This is a genomic window from Synechococcus sp. MU1655 (assembly GCF_023630655.1).
Taxonomy (GTDB): domain Bacteria; phylum Cyanobacteriota; class Cyanobacteriia; order PCC-6307; family Cyanobiaceae; genus Synechococcus_C.
Genome location: NZ_JAKUHK010000007.1, coordinates 1 through 19,434, shown reverse-complemented (window position 1 = coordinate 19,434; position 19,434 = coordinate 1). Strand labels below are relative to the sequence as shown.

At 49.7% G+C, this 19,434-nt stretch carries 18 protein-coding genes and 1 pseudogene; 15 read left to right on the top strand and 4 right to left on the bottom strand.

All coding sequences use genetic code 11. From position 1 onward, the window contains the following. Positions 1-1,230, bottom strand: a 1,230-nt coding sequence (gene chlP, locus NCN04_RS00950) for a geranylgeranyl reductase (RefSeq protein WP_250394888.1), incomplete at its 3' end; no start/stop codon positions are given. A gap of 100 nt (positions 1,231-1,330) precedes the next feature. Here chlP and NCN04_RS00945 point away from each other — a divergent pair. The 11 genes from NCN04_RS00945 (at position 1,331) to NCN04_RS00895 (ending at position 13,078) form a co-directional block, all read left to right on the top strand. Continuing rightward, a complete protein-coding gene (locus NCN04_RS00945; protein WP_048346415.1) occupies positions 1,331-2,098 on the top strand; it encodes a M15 family metallopeptidase in 768 nt (255 codons plus the stop codon). Next, positions 2,095-4,662: a U32 family peptidase gene (locus NCN04_RS00940; RefSeq protein ID WP_250394887.1), complete on the top strand. Its 2,568-nt coding sequence runs from the start codon at positions 2,095-2,097 to the stop codon at positions 4,660-4,662. Before NCN04_RS00945 ends, NCN04_RS00940 begins: the two co-directional genes overlap by 4 nt. Positions 4,663-4,726: 64 nt before the next feature. Beyond that, a complete protein-coding gene (gene typA, locus NCN04_RS00935) occupies positions 4,727-6,529 on the top strand; it encodes a translational GTPase TypA (protein WP_048346417.1) in 1,803 nt (600 codons plus the stop codon). Beyond that, positions 6,526-6,885 (top strand): DUF309 domain-containing protein, encoded by a 360-nt coding sequence (locus NCN04_RS00930; protein ID WP_250394886.1) that lies wholly within the window; start codon positions 6,526-6,528, stop codon positions 6,883-6,885. The genes typA and NCN04_RS00930 overlap by 4 nt, the downstream gene beginning before the upstream one ends. 66 nt (positions 6,886-6,951) lie before the next feature. After that, on the top strand, positions 6,952-7,377 hold the full coding sequence (locus NCN04_RS00925) for an LptA/OstA family protein (RefSeq protein ID WP_250394885.1): 426 nt from the start codon (positions 6,952-6,954) through the stop codon (positions 7,375-7,377). Next, positions 7,374-8,102, top strand: a complete 729-nt coding sequence (gene lptB / locus NCN04_RS00920) for an LPS export ABC transporter ATP-binding protein (RefSeq protein ID WP_250394884.1) — start codon at positions 7,374-7,376, stop codon at positions 8,100-8,102. The genes NCN04_RS00925 and lptB overlap by 4 nt, the downstream gene beginning before the upstream one ends. Further along, positions 8,099-9,277 carry an LptF/LptG family permease gene (locus NCN04_RS00915; protein WP_250394883.1) on the top strand — a complete coding sequence of 393 codons (1,179 nt, stop codon included), beginning with the start codon at positions 8,099-8,101 and terminating at the stop codon, positions 9,275-9,277. Before lptB ends, NCN04_RS00915 begins: the two co-directional genes overlap by 4 nt. 58 nt (positions 9,278-9,335) lie before the next feature. Further along, entirely contained in the window at positions 9,336-10,253 is a 918-nt protein-coding gene (gene ccsB / locus NCN04_RS00910) for a c-type cytochrome biogenesis protein CcsB (protein ID WP_245407298.1), read from the top strand. A 960-nt stretch (positions 10,254-11,213) separates the two neighbouring features. Beyond that, positions 11,214-11,408: a hypothetical protein gene (locus NCN04_RS00905; protein WP_048346423.1), complete on the top strand. Its 195-nt coding sequence runs from the start codon at positions 11,214-11,216 to the stop codon at positions 11,406-11,408. Between the two features lie 458 nt (positions 11,409-11,866). After that, on the top strand, positions 11,867-12,163 hold the full coding sequence (locus tag NCN04_RS00900; RefSeq protein ID WP_250394882.1) for a DUF3104 domain-containing protein: 297 nt from the start codon (positions 11,867-11,869) through the stop codon (positions 12,161-12,163). A gap of 657 nt (positions 12,164-12,820) precedes the next feature. Further along, complete coding sequence (locus NCN04_RS00895) at positions 12,821-13,078, top strand: hypothetical protein (protein WP_250394881.1); 258 nt, start codon at positions 12,821-12,823, stop codon at positions 13,076-13,078. A 79-nt stretch (positions 13,079-13,157) separates the two neighbouring features. Here NCN04_RS00895 and dnaK read toward each other — a convergent pair whose 3' ends face one another. Both dnaK and NCN04_RS00885 read right to left on the bottom strand, forming a co-directional pair. Then, positions 13,158-15,038: a molecular chaperone DnaK gene (gene dnaK, locus NCN04_RS00890; protein ID WP_250394880.1), complete on the bottom strand. Its 1,881-nt coding sequence runs from the start codon at positions 15,036-15,038 to the stop codon at positions 13,158-13,160. A 210-nt stretch (positions 15,039-15,248) separates the two neighbouring features. Further along, complete coding sequence (locus tag NCN04_RS00885) at positions 15,249-16,034, bottom strand: hypothetical protein (protein ID WP_250394879.1); 786 nt, start codon at positions 16,032-16,034, stop codon at positions 15,249-15,251. A gap of 37 nt (positions 16,035-16,071) precedes the next feature. On the opposite strand from NCN04_RS00885, the gene NCN04_RS00880 reads away from it, so the two are divergent. From NCN04_RS00880 to NCN04_RS00865, 4 genes are all read left to right on the top strand, one after another. Further along, positions 16,072-16,794, top strand: coding sequence for a TerC family protein (locus tag NCN04_RS00880; RefSeq protein WP_250394878.1), 723 nt, complete (start codon positions 16,072-16,074; stop codon positions 16,792-16,794). Positions 16,795-16,798: 4 nt separating this feature from the next. Continuing rightward, positions 16,799-17,140: a DUF6464 family protein gene (locus NCN04_RS00875; RefSeq protein WP_250394889.1), complete on the top strand. Its 342-nt coding sequence runs from the start codon at positions 16,799-16,801 to the stop codon at positions 17,138-17,140. 619 nt (positions 17,141-17,759) lie between these two features. After that, the gene (locus tag NCN04_RS00870; protein WP_048348118.1) at positions 17,760-17,972 is read left to right on the top strand and encodes a hypothetical protein; all 213 of its coding nucleotides are present in this window, start codon (positions 17,760-17,762) and stop codon (positions 17,970-17,972) included. Between the two features lie 32 nt (positions 17,973-18,004). Beyond that, on the top strand, positions 18,005-19,285 hold the full coding sequence (locus NCN04_RS00865) for a DEAD/DEAH box helicase (protein WP_250394877.1): 1,281 nt from the start codon (positions 18,005-18,007) through the stop codon (positions 19,283-19,285). Between the two features lie 10 nt (positions 19,286-19,295). Here the strand turns inward: NCN04_RS00865 and NCN04_RS00860 are convergent. Next, a pseudogene (locus tag NCN04_RS00860) lies at positions 19,296-19,434 on the bottom strand (methionyl-tRNA formyltransferase); the annotation flags it as partial.

The following is a 19,434-nucleotide window of genomic DNA, read 5'->3' as shown; positions in this document are numbered from 1 at the left end:
GGGGGCTAGGGCTTGACCACGCAGAAGACTGGCAAGAGTGCGAGCGGTGAGCTTCACCTGTTGCCAGGGATTCATCATCACCACCTTTTTGTACAGATAGCTGTCGAAGGTGAGCTTCTGGACGTCTTGGTCATCGCACATTTCAACGAACGCTTCTCGAGCTGCATCGGTGCGATAGAAGATGCGTTGAAGAATATCGAGCACGATGTACGTTGCTCCGTACTTACGATCCCAACGTTTCAAGTAAGTGTTCTTGATCTCTTTTTCAGTGGGCATCTGGGTGCCATTTTTGGAGATTTCAACGATCGCTTCTGCACACATCCGACCGCTTTTTGCGGCGAAGTAGATCCCTTCTCCAGAACTTTTGGTGACGTATCCAGCGGCATCTCCCACAAGCGCCATACGGCCTACCACTCTGCGAGGGCGAGGATGTTCGGGAATTGGGTGAGCTTCAACTTTGATCACTTCGCCCTTGAACAAGCGTTTACGGGCGCGTTCGCGGATTCCTCTCTGAAGACCCTTAATTAGGGATTGATTTTGTTGCATGGTTCCAGTCCCCACGGCAACGTGGTCGTACTTAGGAAAGACCCAGGCATAGAAGTCGGGTGAGACATCTGTTCCTACGTACATCTCGGCGAGATCTTCGTAGTACACCATCTCTTCTGCTGGCAGCTTGATGCGCTCTTGGAACGCGATCGCCACCTTGTAGTCACCAGCGTCCATCGCTTTGGCGACGCGGGAGTTGGCCCCATCGGCGCCGATGATGAGATCCACTTCCAGGCTTTTCATTTCGCCAGTAGGACCGCCTGCGCTGTAGTCGGCGTAATGGAGGGTGTAAGGACCTTGGCGTTTGTCGCCGGTGTCGATCTTTTGCACCAACCCATTAATCAGAGTGGTGCCTAAATCTGCAGCTCGGTTGCGAAGGAAGGAGTCGAACACCTCGCGCCGACACATGCCGATGTAGGCGTTGTCGTCGTAACCGAGGGGATCCAACTTGATATCCACCTCCCGATTGGAGGGTGAAATCATCTTCATGTTCCGAACTTTTCGGTCGATGATCGAATCGGGAAGATCGAATTCCTCAACCATGCAAAGCGGAATCGCTCCCCCGCAAGGCTTGGCGTTATCAAGTTTTCTCTCGAATAACCAAGTCTTGATGCCGGCCCGTGCAAGCACTTCTGCGGCACAGGATCCGCTCGGTCCACCACCGACAACGGCAACTCTCAGCATCTCAGCAAACTCCGCCGGGTCTTTGATTTCAAACTAATCACGCATCCAGAAAAGTGGTAGTGGGCCCTGGCGGACCCCTTTACGATTGAAACAACACTGCATGAATCCTCTGGGAAGGGCCGTCGCCACTCGCCGAAGCACCCGGGATGACATTCCTGTCGCCCGTCGCTCGAAGCCTGCTTCTCGTCAGCGCCCCAGCGGGTTTGGTGTTTTTTTGGCGTGTCTTCTTGTTGGTGGAGGCAGTTTGGCTGCTGTTTGGCTAGGCCCCGGTTTGCTGGCAGGTCGTTCCTTTTTGTTTTCCTCGGATCCGATTCCAGTGGTGGAAGGGATTGAAGCGCCGCCGGATCAAGACGGTCGTCTGCTTGGACATTTCCCTTATGACGAAGCGATTGCCAACCAACTTGTGCCTGTTGAGGCTGGAATTGAGTTGCATCAGGATGCAGCACTTGCGTTGGATTCAATGCGTCGTGCTGCTGCCTCCGATGGAATCGATCTCAGGTTGATCAGTGGCTATCGCTCTCATGATTTGCAGCAGGGGATTTTCTTTGATGTGAAATCAGAACGCAATCAAACCGCCGAAGAACGGGCAAAGGTTTCGGCTCCACCGGGTTATTCCGAACACAGCACTGGCTATGCGATTGACCTTGGTGATGGCAGCCGACCCGATACGAATCTTTCGGTTTCGTTTGAGACGACTCCTGCATTTCGTTGGTTGCAGGATTACGCCGCTAGTTATCACTTCACGCTGTCCTTTCCCAAGCTGAATCCTCAGGGTGTGAGTTATGAGCCTTGGCATTGGCGTTTTGAGGGGTCTGCCGAGGCTTTGCGTCAATTTGAACCTGCACGTCAGCTGGCTCTTGGGCGTTGAACACAGCATCTTTCCCAGAATTGCTTTCCCCAGCTGGGGATTGGAAGGCCTTGATAGCTGCTGTCTCCAACGGTGCTGATGCTGTTTATTTCGGCGTGGAGGCCTTTAATGCTCGACTTCGCGCAGACAATTTTCAGCTTGTTGAGCTGCCCGAGATCATGGCTTGGCTTCACGCCCGTGGAGTGAAGGGATTTCTCACAGTGAATGTTCTGATCTTTGCTGATGAGTTAGATCAGGCTTCCCAGCTGCTTTTGGCTGCAGACCAGGCTGGTGTTGATGCTCTGATCGTGCAGGACTTAGGGCTTTGCCTTCTCGCGAAAGCTCTTGTGCCCTCTTTATCCCTGCATGCATCCACTCAGATGTCGATTACGAGTGCCGCTGGTGTTGCACAGGCAGCGGCTGCGGGTTGTGAGCGGGTTGTGCTGGCGAGGGAATTAGCCCTACGCGACCTTGAGCGTCTGCAAAATCAACTGCGGGAGAGATCCCTTTCCATGCCCCTAGAGGTGTTTGTGCATGGAGCCTTATGCGTGGCCTATTCCGGTCAGTGCCTTACTAGTGAATCCCTGGGCCAGCGCAGTGCCAATCGTGGTGAATGTGCACAGGCTTGTCGTCTTCCCTATGAATTGTTGGTGGATGGTGAATCCCTCGATCTCGGGGATCAAAGGTATTTACTGTCTCCCCAGGATCTCTCCGCGTGGCCGCTCCTGGCTGATTTGGTGAAGCTCGGAATCAGTAGTTTCAAGATCGAAGGACGGCTCAAGGACCCCACCTACGTGGCGTCGGTAACGGATGCCTATCGCCGCAGTCTCGATGGCTTGGATTGTGATGCTGTGGAGATTCAACGCCAGCTTGAGCTTGGTTTCTCCAGGGGGTTGTCCACAGGTTGGCTCCAGGGAATTGATCACCGTTCTCTCGTGCATGGTCGCTGGAGCAAGAAGCGTGGACCGGTGATTGGTGCTCTGGTTCGAGTGGAGCCCAAAGGTTGGTTGGTGTTGCGTTGCACAGAAAGCCTGCGCAATGGTCAGGGTTTGGTTCTTGAAGCGAACGATCGTGAGCACGACCCTCTGGCCCCTCCTCGTGAGATCGGAGGACGGGTGATGGAGGTTCAGACGATGCCGAAGGGACTCATACGCTTGCGGCTTGGTCCAGGCCGTGTTGAGGTGTCGGGCTTGCGATCAGGCTCTTCGGTTTGGCTCACCAGTGATCCGCAATGGCAAAGCACCTGGCAGCGTCGATCGGAACGCGTGATGTCTCCGCTTGAACGAGGTCTTCGGGTTCGTGTGACCGGGCAGGAGGGGCAACCCCTGGTTCTTGAGCTGGTTGCCCCTGTTTTGCCGAATGGAGTGTGCTGCAGCGTGACCAGTCAGGCCGTTTTGGAGACAGCCCGTGATCACGGTTTGGATCGTGAGCGTTTGCTCGCTCAGCTTGGGCGTTTGGGAGGCACGGGCTGGCGTCTTGAGCATCTGGAAACCGACCTCGGCTCAGCCTTATTTCTTCCCGTTGCTGAGCTGAACAGGATGCGACGCTCGCTGTTGCAACAGATGGCCGATGGAGGACTAACCGCGGTCTCCCAACCGCCTGCAATGCATTCGGTTTTAGAACCATTGGAGTCTCAGCCCATCGTTGCGGCCACCCTTGAGCGCTTGGCTGATTGGCGGGACTCAGCAGTGCAGCAATCCGATTCGCCATCGTTGGTTGTGCTTGTTCGGAGCCTCGAGCAGTTGCGTGCTCTTCAGGACATTGGCGAGGGACCGATTACCTCGGTTGTTGCCGATTTAGAGCATCCGAAGGAGCTCAAGGAAGCTGTGGCCATAGGCCGGGGCTGCTGGCCAGAGGGGATTTGGTTGGCAGGGCCTCGTATCACCAGACCTGGAGAACGCTGGATGTTGGAACCACTTCTCAAAGCGAAAGCGGATGGTTATCTCGTGCGAAACGCAGATCAGCTGGAATTACTGACTGGCCAGGCCCCCTGCGCTGGCGACTTCACCTTGAATGTTGCCAACCCCCTCAGTTTGCTTTGGTTCCTTGAGACCTGGGGGCTGAATCGGGTCACAGCCAGTTGTGATTTGAACCTCAGCCAATTGCTTGATTTAGTCCAGGCTTCTCCGCCGGAACGGATGGAAGTGGTCCTGCATCAACACATGCCGCTCTTCCACATGGAGCACTGTTTGTTTTGTTCGTTTCTTTCGGAAGGCCACGATCACACCGATTGCGGAAGGCCCTGTGAGCATCACACCGTGATGCTGAGAGATCGAAGTGGGGTGGAGCATCCACTGAAAGCGGATCTTGGCTGTCGCAATACCCTCTTTAATGGCAAGCCTCAGACAGGGGTCGAGGCCCTAGACGAGCTGCGTCAAGCAGGTATTCGACGTTATCGCTTGGATCTCCTTGATGAAGAGGCCGAGGCAACACGTCGGCGGGTTCAGCTCTACAGCGATGCACTTTTGGGACGCACGTTGTCAGCCGACGTTTGGAAGCGAGAGCAAATCGATCACAGACTCGGAGTGACGCGTGGCAGTTTGCGCATCGGGCGCGAAAATCAATCGTTACCAGTCTCACTTTGAGATAGCATGTCGCGGCTGCGCCTGCGGGCGTTCCCAAGTTTCCCTTAATAACGTTACGGACCTCATGAGCGCCTCGAATAAGGCGATTCGCAATATTGCGATCATCGCCCACGTGGATCACGGCAAAACCACTCTTGTGGATGCCCTGCTCAGCCAGTCCGGAATCTTTCGCGACAACGAGGCCGTCCCAACATGCGTCCTTGACTCCAATGATTTGGAGCGTGAGCGCGGAATTACCATTCTTTCGAAGAACACTGCAGTTACCTATAACGACACGAGAATCAATATTGTTGACACCCCAGGGCACGCTGATTTCGGTGGTGAAGTTGAGCGTGTGCTTGGCATGGTCGATGGATGTTTGCTCATCGTTGATGCCAATGAGGGGCCCATGCCCCAAACCCGTTTTGTGCTCAAAAAAGCCCTCGAACAGGGTTTGAGACCGATTGTTTTTGTTAACAAAATTGACCGTGCGCGCGTTGATCCAGAAACCGCTGTCGATAAGGTACTTGACCTTTTTCTAGAGTTAGGTGCTGATGACGATCAGTGTGATTTTCCCTATTTATTTGGCAGTGGATTAGGAGGCTTCGCAAAGCCCGACATGAAAACAGAGAGCGACAACATGCGTCCTCTCTTTGATGCCATCTTGCGTCATGTACCACCTCCAGTTGGTGATCCTGAGAAGCCACTACAGCTTCAAATTACTACCCTCGATTATTCAGACTTCCTCGGTCGAATTATTATTGGACGGGTCCATAATGGTGTTATTAGACAGGGGCAAAGAGCGACACTCATTAAGGATGATGGAAGTGAAAAGAAAGGTCGTATAAGCAAGCTTTTAGGCTTTGAAGGCTTACAAAGAGTAGATATTGCAGAAGCGTCTGCCGGAGACCTTATTGCTGTCGCTGGTTTCGACGATGTCAACATTGGCGAGACGATTGCCTGCCCTGACGAACCAAAAGCGTTACCCCTTATCAAGGTTGATGAGCCCACGCTTCAAATGACCTTTGTGGTCAATGATTCTCCTTTTGCAGGAAAAGAGGGCAAGTTTGTAACGAGCCGCCAGCTGCGAGATCGTTTGCAGCGTGAACTGCTCACGAATGTTGCCTTACGCGTTGAAGATACCGATTCTCCGGATCGTTTCTCTGTTTGTGGTCGCGGTGAGCTTCATCTCGGCATCTTGATCGAAACGATGCGGCGTGAAGGCTTTGAATTTCAGGTCTCTCAACCACAGGTGATTTTCCGCACGATCGACGGCACGCCTTGTGAGCCTGTTGAAACACTGGTGATGGACGTTCCTGAAGCAGCAGTTGGTAGCTGCATTGAAAAGCTTGGAACTCGAAAAGGGGAAATGCAAAATATGGAAACCGGCGCTGACAACCGCACGCAACTTGAATTCGTTGTTCCTTCCAGGGGACTGATTGGTTTCCGTGGTGAATTCATTCGCGCCACTCGCGGAGAAGGAATTATGAGCCATTCGTTTTTTGAATATCGTCCGATGGTGGGGGATTTTGAGACTCGAAGGAATGGCGTTTTGATTGCATTTGAAGAAGGCACAGCTACTTTCTATGCTCTAAAGGGAGCAGAGGATCGTGGACAATTCTTTATCACTCCGGGCACTAAAGTCTATAAAGGAATGATTATTGGTGAGAATACTCGTCAACAAGATATGGAAATTAATATCTGTAAGGCTAAGCAGGTCACTAACATTCGTTCCGCTGGCGCAGATGTTTTGGATACGCTCCAGTCTCCGATTCAGATGACGTTAGAGCGTGCCTTGGAATATATCGGACCTGATGAAATGCTTGAAGTCACACCTGAATCCATGCGGTTGAGAAAATTACCAGCTAAAAAAATGGCTAAGCGTTGAGCGTTCAAGTCGATCCCCGATTCCAGCAGGCCGTCGATCTATTCAATCGACGTGCCTGGTATGAAGCCCATGATGCGTTTGAGGAGATCTGGCATGAAACGGCCGGTCCCGAACGTCGATTACTTCAAGGAATTCTGCAAATTGCAGTTGCTCATGTTCACTTAGAACGGGGCAATTTCAGAGGCGCAACAATTTTATTAGGTGAAGGTGTAGGACGCCTTTCATCGGCTATTCCAGGAGATCTTGGTCTCGATCTGCCTTTGGTTCGAGATCAGGCCCGTTTGAGATTGGAAGCACTTCAACAGGAGACCGATCCTGTCGCACTTCCAGTTCCTGAGTTGCGTGACCACTCTTAGGTTCTTCTGTACATTGGCTGGGATCATGAGGGTGTCCTGATGTTTTTTCCTTCCCTCACCCCTGTAATGACCACTTGGACTGCCAAACTCTCATCACTCGCTGCCTTGTTGGTTTTTTCTGGTGCTGTTCTTCCTGTGAGTGCGCAGACAGCAGCAGGTGAAGACAGCTTGATCACGATCGAATCGGATACACAAAGTGCTGACAACATCACGGGTGTCGTCACTGCTGTTGGCAATGTTCGGATCGTTTATCCCTCTCGTGGGATGGTGGCAACCTCCCGTCAGGCGCAGTACTTCAGTAGGGAATCGATGCTTGTATTAAGCGGAGATGTGGATGTGGTTCAGGACGATGGAAACAGTATTCGTGCTGAACGGGTCACCTACAACCTTGATGATGAACGTGCTCTGGCGAAGCCCATCCCAGGTCAGCAAGTTCAGTCGACCCTGCTGTTAAAGCAGAGCCCTGACTCGCAGACTCCCCTAACGCCATGAGTTTGAGTCTCGATCAGGTCACATTGACTCTTGGTGGCCGGAAATTGGTTCGCTCTCTTTCACTCACCTTGAAACCTGGTGAGGTGATTGGCCTGCTTGGGCCTAATGGGGCAGGCAAAACCACCAGCTTCAATTTAGTGATTGGGCTGTTGCGTCCTGATCGTGGTCAAGTTCTGCTGGACGGACATCCCGTTGCGGATCTTTCGATGCCCCAAAGGGCTCGTCTTGGAATTGGCTACTTGCCTCAGGAACCCAGTGTGTTTCGCCAATTGACCGTTCAAGAAAATCTTGAATTGGTGTTGGCTCAAAGCGGACTTTCCAAAGTTGATAGTCATCATCGACTCCAACAATTAATCGAGGATTTTCATCTCGAACCGTTCATCCACCGTTGCGGCTATCAGCTTTCAGGTGGTGAACGAAGGCGCTGCGAAGTGGCCCGTGCCCTCGCTGTTGGTTTGGAGGGTCCTCGCTATTTACTCCTTGATGAACCCTTCGCTGGGGTTGATCCGTTGGCGGTGGCGGATCTTCAGCAAATGATCCATGGATTACGCCAGCGAGGAATGGGCATTCTCATCACTGACCATAACGTCCGCGAAACCCTTGCAATTACTGATCGGGCCTACATTTTGACGGATGGCAGCATCCTCGCTTCAGGTCGTTCCGATGAAGTCGCCCATGACCCACTGGTACGTCGTCACTATCTCGGGGAGGGTTTTCAGCTTTGAACCATGATCTTTGGATTTCAGCTCAACGTCAGCTCCGCAGGCTTGTTCATCGAATTCCTTTAATTGATCGTTGGCTCCTTGGAGAATTAATCGGGCCCTTGTTGTTTGCTCTTACAGCATTCACGGTGGTGTCTCTCTCCGTCGGGGTGATGTTTGACCTGGTTCGCAAGATTGTTGAATCGAACCTCCCTTGGACGATCGCTGTTCAAGTGCTGTTGCTGAAATTGCCAAGCTTTTTGGTGATTTCCTTCCCAATGGCCACGTTGATGGCATCCCTGCTTGCTTATAGCCGTCTTTCTGCCAATAGCGAGCTGACTGCTCTTCGAAGCGTTGGTGTCACAGCAAGTCGAATGGTTGCTCCTGCAATCGCCTTGGCTCTTTTGATGACAAGCCTGTCATTTCTTTTCAATGATGTGATCGTGCCACGAACAAACCGGTCTGCTGAATTCACATTACAACGAGCCCTTGGTAAAGCCATTGCTGCTGAGAAGGGTGATAATATTGTTTATTCTCGGTTTGGGCGAGTCGCTAAATCTGATGGTCAATCTAGTAAGGGATTAACACAATTATTCTATGCAAGGGAATTCGAAGACGGAACAATGATTGGTGTTACCGTCTTGGATTTTTCTCGATTTGGTTTCACTCAGATGCTTGTCGCAGATAAGGCCAACTGGAATGAGTCTCAGGCTAAGTGGGAATTTAATGATGGAAAAATTCTTACCCTCACTCCATCAGGAAGCACTACATCAGCTGATTTTGATCGATACCTCTACCCACTAAGTCCTGCGCCACTACGGATCGCGAAATTGCCAAAAGACGCTAACAACATGACTGTATCCGAAGCTGTAGAGGCTGAACAACTTCTGTCTGATGCTGGGGACCGAAAAGAAGCTCGCAGGCTCAGAGTTCGAATCCAAGAGAAATTCACCGTCCCAATGGCTTGTTTGGTATTTGGTTTGATCGGCTCAAGTCTTGGTGCAAAGCCCAACAGCAGAACGAGTCGGAGTCAAGGTTTCGGGATCAGTGTGGTCCTAATTTTTGTTTACTATGTTTTGAGCTTTAGTTTTAGTTCACTCGGCGTCAAAGGGACATTGGCTCCCTTTCTGGCCGCTTGGGGGCCAGTATTGATTTCTCTTGCAGCTGGCGGAGTGTTGTTGCGCCAGGCAAGCCGGTGACCAAAACACGTCAGAATCAAGTTGTTTAATGGTGAAGAGATTCATGGAGTTGGCTGGGATGGATCCGGTTCTTGGGCTCGGGTTGCTTGCTTTTTCCCTTTTGCTGTTGGCCTTGCCACTTGCCTTCTGGAAAGTCAGCTCAGAAAAGACCTCTGGCCTTGTGACGCTGTTGATTGCAACAGCGAACCTCGCCTTGACGGCTCAACTTGTTCTCCGTTGGTGGCAGTCGGGCCATTTTCCGATCAGCAACCTCTATGAGTCGCTCTGCTTCCTGGCTTGGGCCTGCACCCTCACCCAATTGTTAGTGGAGAGATCATGGCCAACACCAATTGTCGCGGCAGCAGCAACTCCGATGGGCTTGGGATGTATTGCGTTCGCAAGCTTTGCGCTGCCTGACCAGCTGCAAGAAGCCTCGCCACTTGTTCCAGCGTTGCGCTCCAGTTGGCTTGTGATGCACGTCAGTGTCATCATGGTGAGTTATGCCGCTCTTTTGGTTGGATCTCTGTTGTCAGTGGCTGTTCTGGTGACTGATCGCAGTCATGCTTTGGAACTGCGTAGCAGCTCGATTGGCAGTGGAGGCTATCGACGTGCAACGCTTGCGACCCCAATCGGCAATGTGGGTGAGTCTGAGGTTCACTTGTCTTCTGTCCAGTTCTCTCGCAATGAGCTGTTGGACAGCCTTAGCTATCGCACCATTACGGTTGGCTTTTTATTGCTCACAGTTGGGATTATTAGCGGTGCTGTTTGGGCCAATGAGGCCTGGGGCAGCTACTGGAGCTGGGATCCAAAAGAAACTTGGGCACTGATTTGCTGGTTGGTCTACGCAGCTTATTTGCATACACGGTTGAGCAGAGGATGGCAGGGTCGGCGTCCTGCTTTAGTGGCTAGCGCAGGATTGGTTGTGATTGGTGTTTGCTACATCGGTGTGAATCTTCTTGGTATTGGCCTACATAGCTATGGCTGGTTCTTTGGATAACCATAGTTTTAGTTGGGTGCCAAATTCATGCTCTTTATAGGAGCATTATAGCAATGGCAGGAATGTATTAAGGGCTAATTTTGACCTGATCTCTTAATGGGTTTCCCTTGAATGAAGACTAGGTCAATTCCAATATGATTGCAATCATATTGGCGTTAAGAGCAACAAGAAACATGATTTATTGTCGATGATTGACAAGTAAATGAGAATAGATCGTTGAACGAGATCAGAATTTGGTAGATTCCATCAGTATTCACCTAGCTGGCATTGGTGATCAAGAACCTCCAGCACAATAACGAACACTCCCCATGATTTCTGAGGGATTAATAACTTCCGTTGTTCTTGAGGACGTTTTCGCATGATGAGAAATGCATGTGTTCTGAGACGATGCCTGCTTGGCAATTGGGATGAGCAAGACAAAGCCTCCAATGATCGCCAAACCGATCAGGCATTTTTCGGGAAGTCCGGCCAAAGCGAATTTAAAAATTATCTATCAGGCTACACCACAAGCGATGTCTCTGAGCTAAGAATAATTAAATCTCAGGAGCTCTGAAAATAGGTTATTATTCTTGGTTGAAAGCTTACTATTTAAGCTTTCCTGGTTGGACAAGTCGTTGACTTGAAGAGCTTTAGATTCATGTCTTTGCCCCTTGGTGGAATTCATTGCCAAGGAGTTTGGGGTGTTTTGTTCGGATTTTTTATTGAATCATTTTTCGTATTGTCTTGGTAAAAAAAATTTCTAAATGACACTTTGTATTGTATGTTTCATTTTCACTGTGCAACGTCATGTCTGAAAGGGTTCAGAGAATGATGTCAAGCTTATTCGATGAAATACACACAACTGCACTCCCGTTACCCTGCCAATGGTGAGAAGTTATACCAGCAGGCTTGATTGACATATTCATTTAATCAATTGGACGGAATGACTTGTTACGATGAATTTGTACCGGTTTACTCATCATGACAGACATCACCGATAAGTACGAACAGTTCAAGGTCCCGTACAGCACCAATGAAAAGCACACTGCTGACGAGTTTGACCCTAAGGAGAACGGTGGTCTAGACAATCCAGCCAATCGCCATAAAGACAAAGTGTTGGATGATATCTGTGATACTCATCCTGGTTCTCCCATGTGCAAGGTATTTGATTGTTGATATCGGTAAATTAATGAACCGTCGCTAGAGAAGGAGCTGAGAGTGAAGTATTGAAGGAACCCTTCTTTCTCTCAGTCTTTCTCTTTTTTTCAATCTTTGTTTTTTTAGGCTCTTTGAATCAATTCGGATTGTAATTAATCAATCATATTCTTGTTTTGCGGTAAAAGTAAAAGATTAATAATAAATTTGACGTCTCACGGGTGACTGAAATGAGCTATTGCCTCCTAATCTACCCCTCCTTAGTTTCATCTTCTGAAGTATTCCAGCTGTTTTGAGTGTTTTCCTTGACGATTTAGGCGGACATTTCTTTTGTTGGTTTGCGTTCTCGAAAGCTTGCCTTTAGCCGCCCAGCCAGGCCTAAGAACGGCTGCCTCCTTTAGATTGCTTTTACATTTCGCCATCCAAAGTGGCATTTCTTTTTTTCATGGGTTAGAGCTAGGGAAGAAAGGATTGAAGTCATGAGTTATGCAGCTAAGGAGCGCACGCCATTTCCCTATGGACAGGTTGCTTATCCAGACTTTCTCAGTCTGAAGCCCGGTGATTACATTATTGTGAAAGGTGAAAATCAAGTAGAATTGAAGAAGGATCACAGCTGGTGGATGGGACAGGTTATGTCCTGCAATCAAGAAGCCAGAGATCCCAGTGGGCATCACGTGATTCAGGTCGTTGATGTTGATGATGAAAAGATCAGTTGGATCAACGTCGATGAAATATCACATGTACTCTACGGGCTCGATGGTTTATCAAGCGATTGACTATTGAATGGCTTAAGTGGTAGTCTTGGCTTCCTATTAACTGTTAAAGATTGATTTTTGTCTATCGTCATGGATGCTTATACATAGCGTTCCATAAACTCGGATATTGAGATGCCTTCTTTTTTTGCAGAATTACAGCAATCTCTGTATAGCTCATCGTCGGTTTCAGTTCTCGCTAGATCCCGAAATTGTTCGGAATTGAGCTGATCATTCTCAATGCTGTTGTCGCACATTGACTTCCATTTTGCACATAGTGAATCCACCATCTCTTTCCGTGAATAGGGAATATCGATTTTTTTCTGCTTTGCCAAATTGATGCGACTCCAGTTTCTGTCCAAACTTTAGAGACTCAATGGTTTTTTGACAATCAGAATTCGATAATAGTGTTTTGCCTGTTTGATGATCTGTCTCGATGATTGCTGTCTCCACTGATGAATAAGTCTCGTACTCTTGTGTCTTGAAATACAAGCGATCGCTTGCTGCATTTCAACTGGTATAGCAATTCATGCCTGCTGCCTATGAGTGTTCTTTGCAATCTAGATCGACGATTACAGGACCACTCGCGAAAGAATCATTCATTAGCTGGCCAGCGTTTGAGAAGGTTGCGTGTCACCGTTGACTCGAGATCGCCACCGACGAAGTTCATGGTGATCAAGCATGGCACGACGTGATCGTTCTGCACTGGCCAAGCGTTTGATCAATGCATGGGTGTCATGGAATGAAAGCTCACCATTCGAATCCCACTTCATGCAGACAACAGCTTTCTTTGGAGTGCTGTGCATTGATTCCACCTTCTACTGTTTTGTCACGGTATGCCCACACAACGCCTTTGCTATAGAGAAAACCTTAAGAAGTCTCGATTGCGACTGCTGCGACTGGGTTGTTTTCTCGGTGTTGGGGCTCTCCATCCCCTAGGCCCGGGCGATCAAAAGGGGCAAGTTTTATTGTGCTTGCCCCTCTCAGTTAGTTGTGTCTCTAACTTGACTGAGGATGTTTAGTTGGGCGAATCGACGAATTCAGCATCGATGACATCATCGTTCTCATTGGTTTGCTCTGAACGTTGAGGCCTCTCTTCCTCTTGAGAATAAAGCATGGAACCCATTTCCATTAATGCCGTTTTCACTCCTTCAAGACGTTCTTTGATTTGTTGTGTGTTATCCGTTTGAAGGCTTTCTTTGAGTTCATAAAGAACTAATTCCACTTTGGTTCTCGACTCAGGAGTGACCTTGTTGTCTAGTTCCCGTAGTTGCTTCTCAGCCTGATAAATCAGCGATTCCGCTTGGTTTTTGGTGTCGATTGCTTCACGCTTTTTCTGATCTAAGTCAGCGTTTGCTTCTGCATCCTTCACCATTCGATCCACTTCCGTTGAACTAAGGGTTGAGGCACCAGTGATCGTGATTGATTGTTCCTTGCCTGATCCTGTGTCCTTAGCTGTGACACTCAGGATTCCATTGGCATCAATATCAAAGGCCACTTCCACTTGAGGGACACCACGGGGAGCAGCAGGGATCCCATCTAATCGGAAGGTTCCAAGGCTCTTGTTGTCTGAGACCATCTGGCGCTCTCCTTGGAGAACGTGAATTTCTACCGTGGTTTGACCATCCATCGCTGTGGAATAGATCTCAGTTTTGTGCGTTGGAATGGTTGTGTTTCGCGGAACCATCACATTCACCACGCTGCCCATCGTTTCCACACCTAGTGAGAGAGGTGTGACGTCCAGTAAAAGAATGTCTTTGACCTCTCCTGAGAGCACTCCTCCCTGAACAGCAGCGCCAATGGCCACAACCTCATCAGGATTGACGGTTTGATTTGGATCTTGGCCTGTTGCCACTTTCACGACTTCTAAGACTGCGGGAATCCGTGAACTACCTCCAACCATGATCACTTCGTTTAGGTCGCTTTTTGAGAGTTTGGCGTCTTTCATCGCCTGTTGAATTGGTTTCTTACAACGGTCAATCAGGTTTGAAGCCAACTCCTCGAATGTCCCTCGGTTAACTGTCATCGTTAGATGCTTGGGCCCATCAGCTGTTGCTGTGATGAACGGTAGATTGATGTCGCTCTGTGTGGACGATGAGAGTTCAATCTTTGCTTTCTCGGCAGCCTCAGTGAGACGTTGTAGAGCTTGTGCATCTTTTCTGAGATCAATTCCTTCCTCTTTCTGGAAGGTTTCAGCCATGTGATCCACAAGCACTTTGTCGAAGTTATCTCCTCCAAGGTGGGCGTCTCCGCAGGTGCTGATCACTTCGAAGACCCCCTCTCCTACTTCCAGGATGGAGACATCAAAAGTTCCACCCCCCAAGTCAAAGACGAGGATTTTCTCTGCATCCTTCTTGTCCAACCCGTATGCAAGAGCGGCAGCAGTGGGTTCGTTGATGATTCTTAAAACGTCTAAGCCAGCGATTTTGCCAGCATCTTTTGTGGCCTGGCGCTGTGAGTCATTGAAGTAAGCGGGAACAGTGACTACCGCCTGAGTCACTGTTTGACCTAGATACTTCGAAGCATCATCAGCAAGTTTTCTAAGTACACTGGCGCTGATCTCCTCAGGTGAAAATGACTTCTTCATCCATGCTGAGTTGATTTTGACCTTGGTTCCGACAGATTCCACGGTGTAGGGAACATCTTTCGTTTCCTTTGCTATTTCATCCGTTTGCCTTCCGATAAAGCGTTTGACTGATCCAAAGGTGTTCTCTGGATTCATCACAGCTTGACGTTTAGCGATCTGGCCGACCAATTGGTCTTTGCTCTTGGTGTAGGCCACCACAGAAGGCGTAGTTCTAAAGCCCTCTGCATTTGCGATCACGGTGGGGTTTCCACCTTCCATCACAGATACACAACTGTTGGTTGTGCCCAAGTCAATGCCAATTACTTTTGTCATTTGTTTGATTTAAGTTCACTCATTCTTATGGCCTGATCTCGTAGGTAAGGAGTAGGTAAACCCAACCCTTGAGGTGGGTTTACCCTCTGATTGAATTCGTTGGTTCGGTTAAAGTTCGGTTTTTACGACTACTTTGTTTGCTTTTATCAATGGATTGCTGTTCGCTGAGATCTCCTTTGCCTGTAGAAAAAAACTGGTTTGGTGATGATTCTATTTCGGCATATCGCCGATCAGCTGCTCCTCTAGAAGCATATTGAATTCAAACAGTTGTTCGTCGCTGAGCTGTTGTCTTGATGTTGCTCCAAGTTTTTGTTGAAGGAAATGTTTTGCGGTTTCTTGATCCCATTGCAGTGTCGTCAGCATTTCATCGCCTTGAGTGATTAAGTCGCTTCTCCGTAGAGGAGTCTGTGCTGACCCGGCTTCAGCTCCTTCATCGAAACTTTTCAGCTTATTGAGGTAAGACACAAGGTCGCTATACCTCGTTAGCTTGTGCCTGCTCCCATGGCCATACGCTCGGTCTAGATATCTGGACTCATGTTCACGGGTCCAGCCAATGCGCTTGAGTTGTAGATCGATGGCTGTGAGCTCTTCGCTCCAATCCTCTGGGTCTGTGGGTGCTTCGCTCGGCTCCGGATTGGATACGGTGGGCTGCTCGTTGGTTTGTATGGGTATTGGAAAGGCTGGCTTGGCTGGCTTCATCGTCTTGGGTTCACTCTCGACAACATCCTTGCTGTCAAATCTCCTAGCCGGTTTTGGTTGTTGAGCCTCAGGTTCTGGCTGTTTTTCGTTGGTGGTTTGCAAGTGCTGTTTTGGCTCTGTGCTCTGCTTTTGTTTGAGCAGACGTTCCTCCAATCGTTCTCTCGCCCGGTCTTCTGCTTCCTCAGCATCGGCAGCTTCTCCTAGCGAGCTTCCTAGGCATCGTTCGCCATCAAAGCCGCTGACACGCACCACACATCGGTTGCTATCGATGTGGCAAATCTCCACCTTTGTTTTCATGCCTCTGGAGGGGGGTAACCATTTCTAAGCTGTTGGGATGGATTCAGCTGCACTACCGTCACTGACGCCTCTTCTTGATGGTGTTGATCAATGGGCTGAGCTGCTGCCGCTCCTCCCAGTGCTTGTGGTCTTGGAACTGCTGCTTTCCGCTGACAATGCGATTGCTTTAGCGGCTGTAGCTCGAAAGCAAAACGATCCAATCAAAGAAAAAAAAGCACTCGACCTTGGAATTGCGATTGCTTTTTTTCTCAGGGTTGCTCTGATTTTATTGGCTCAGTGGGTGCTGGCGTTCAAGCCATTGCAATTCCTTGCTGGTGTTTATTTGCTGTGGCTTTTCCTGTCCCATCTTTGGGTGAAGCCATCAGGCTCCCAGGATCCGTCTGGATCCTCTGGGAATCCACCAGCAACCTCATTCACACGAACGATCGTGGCCTTAGCCCTAACGGATCTAGCTTTTTCCGTTGATAGTGTTGCTGCTGCTGTGGCGATTAGTGACCAACTCATTCTTGTGATTACAGGGGCTTTTATTGGCGTTGTTGCCTTACGTTTTACTTCGGGATTATTTATTCGATGGCTTGAAATTTATACCCACTTGGAATCGGCTGGATATTTTGCGGTCGCTTTGGTGGGAGTTAAACTTATTTTAAGCCTGTTTTTCTCTGGCTTCCAACCACCCGAATGGTGGAGCCTGTTAACTGTTGCTTTGCTCATGATTTGGGGCTTTTCCGACAGGAAAGAACCCTTGGGACATGAAGTTTGATCCAATGCTTGTTGAAATGCGTCATTCCGTGACTCAGGTTCTGCTCGACCGCTTTGAGTTGACTGATCCTCCTATGCCCGGTCAATGGTTTTTTCATCAACAAACCAGTTATCTAGTCATGCAAAGGAAGCATCGCTACAAGTTGCATTCAGGTCACTATGAACTCGCATCGATTGTTTTGCTTCTAAAGCCCCAAAAACAGCCTGCTGATTCCCAATTTGTTGGTCATGGTTGGGTGATTGGAGATGCTGATTGCCGATTCAATGCTTTGACCCCTTTGCTTCGTTGTGCCGTTTTGCCTGATGGGCCATGTGATCGTTGTGTTCACCGGGAAGAGCGCCTATGACCAGCCTTCGTTGGCATCCGGGTGTTCTTTTTAAAGGGCACGGAGTCGCCTCAGGTCAAGCCTTGAGCTCTGGTGCATCAGGGATCTCTCCCTACCCCAAGGGGACTATTGCGATGCAATCGCCCTTTTTTGCAGCCTTAGGACTTGATCTTTCTCCTTATTGGCCTGGAACATTAAATCTTTCATTCTCTCCTTCTGAGCTACGTCTGAGGCATCCAGATTATCTATTTCGTGAGCTGGAATGGACCCACTTGCATCCCCCTGAAACCTTTTCGTTTTGGAGGATTCGCTTACGTTCAGTTGGCACATTTCATTTGGACGTTCCAGGTTTGGTTTATTGGCCACACCCAGAAACGAAGGTGAGGCATTGGCAAAGTCGATCTACCCTTGAAATCTTGGCTCCTTATGTTGACCACGTCTCGTTGGGGCAACCGTTTGAGCTTGGGGTGAATCCAGCATCAATTCAGATTTTAAGTCCTTAATGTGATTCTGGATTTGTGGTTAACTGTTTACCTTTTTGGGACCCTCATCCGTAGCGGCTTCCTGCATCGTTGCTTGAGCTTTTTTGCCATGCGCCATACTTTTTTGTCTGCTTCTACTTCTTGTTGGGGTCAACACGATGACTCATGCTGAACGCATTAAAACTCGTTCTGTACTTCTTGAATTCCTAAAATTCAGGGTGCTAGCGGCGGGCCAACAGTTTTTTGATGGCACCGGCATCGAGCAGCGGCGTCAGTGGTTGGCCTCAGTCCACCCCCAGGCGCTTTCCCTTTCAGATGACGACCTAGAGCAGATTTGGAATCAAGCTCGTACGCTTTACATGGAATGTTGAAGGTGTGGATTTAGGCTGAATCTTTCGCATTGTTGGCCATTTCCGTTTCCCCTGCCGCGTCAGAGTCCGCAGCCTCTGGTTTCGATTCCCTTGGTTTGAGTCACCCGCTGCTGAAGGCTTTGCAGGAGAAGGGATACACCGCTCCGTCGCCGATTCAATTGCAGGCTATACCAGCTGTGATCTCTGGGCGGGATGTGATGGCTGCTGCTCAAACAGGAACAGGTAAAACAGCAGGTTTTACGCTCCCGATGTTGGAACGCCTCAACCATGGAGCACGTCCAGGGCGTTCACAGATACGAGCTTTGGTCTTGACCCCGACTCGAGAGCTAGCCGCCCAGGTGCTGGACAGTGTTCTTGAGTACAGCAAGCATCTCCAGCTCACTAGTGACGTTGTGTTTGGTGGTGTGAAGATCAACCCTCAAATTCAGCGTCTGCAGAAAGGCGTTGATGTGTTGGTTGCGACTCCAGGTCGCTTACTAGATCTGCTTCAGCAGGGCGCTGTGCGCTTCGATCGGGTTGAGTTTTTGGTACTAGATGAAGCCGATCGAATGTTGGATATGGGCTTTATTCATGACATCCGGCGAGTGATTTCACGTCTTCCTGATCGTCGTCAGACCTTGATGTTTTCGGCCACATTTAGTGCACCAATTCGGAAATTAGCGACGGGTTTGCTTGACCATCCTGTGCAAATTCAGGTCGCCCCTGCCAACCAAACGGTTCGATCTGTTGAGCAGGTTGTTCATCCCTGCGATATGCGTTGCAAAATTGATCTTTTAAGCCATCTTATTCGCAGCGGTGAGTGGCTTCAGGTTTTGGTGTTCTCCCGGACAAAGCACGGTGCGAATCGCGCCGTGGAACGTCTTAGCCAGCAAGGTCTGTTGGCGGCAGCGATCCATGGAAATAAAAGCCAAGGTGCGCGAACACGGGCTTTGCAAGGATTTAAGGACGGCTCAGTGCGCGTTCTTGTTGCCACAGATATTGCTGCGCGAGGGATTGATATCCAGCAGCTCCCACATGTGGTGAATCTCGATCTCCCGAATGTTGCCGAAGACTATGTGCATCGCATCGGACGTACGGGTCGTGCAGGAGAAACCGGCCATGCCATCTCTCTTGTTGCTGCTGAAGAGGCATTGCTTTTGAAGGCGATTGAGCGCCTGACGGGTGAGACCTTGCGTCGGGAGAATGTTCCTGGGTTTGAGCCCACCATTCTTAGTGCTCCTCCCCTCGACCTGAGCGGCGGACGAGGTCGCCGCTCGGGAGGCTCCTCGCGCCGCCGCCAAGTCACGCATAGCACGAGGACGTATCGCCGTTAACGCTCAACCGTTACATAAATGTGCCGAATTGCTGATTGGGGGCAGCGTTGAGTTGTTGAAGAAGGGAGTCGCCATCGCTCCGCCCTTTCCCCTCGAGCTGTGCGGCTCGAACGAGGATCGGACAGCCACTCGTGCTCACGACGACCCCG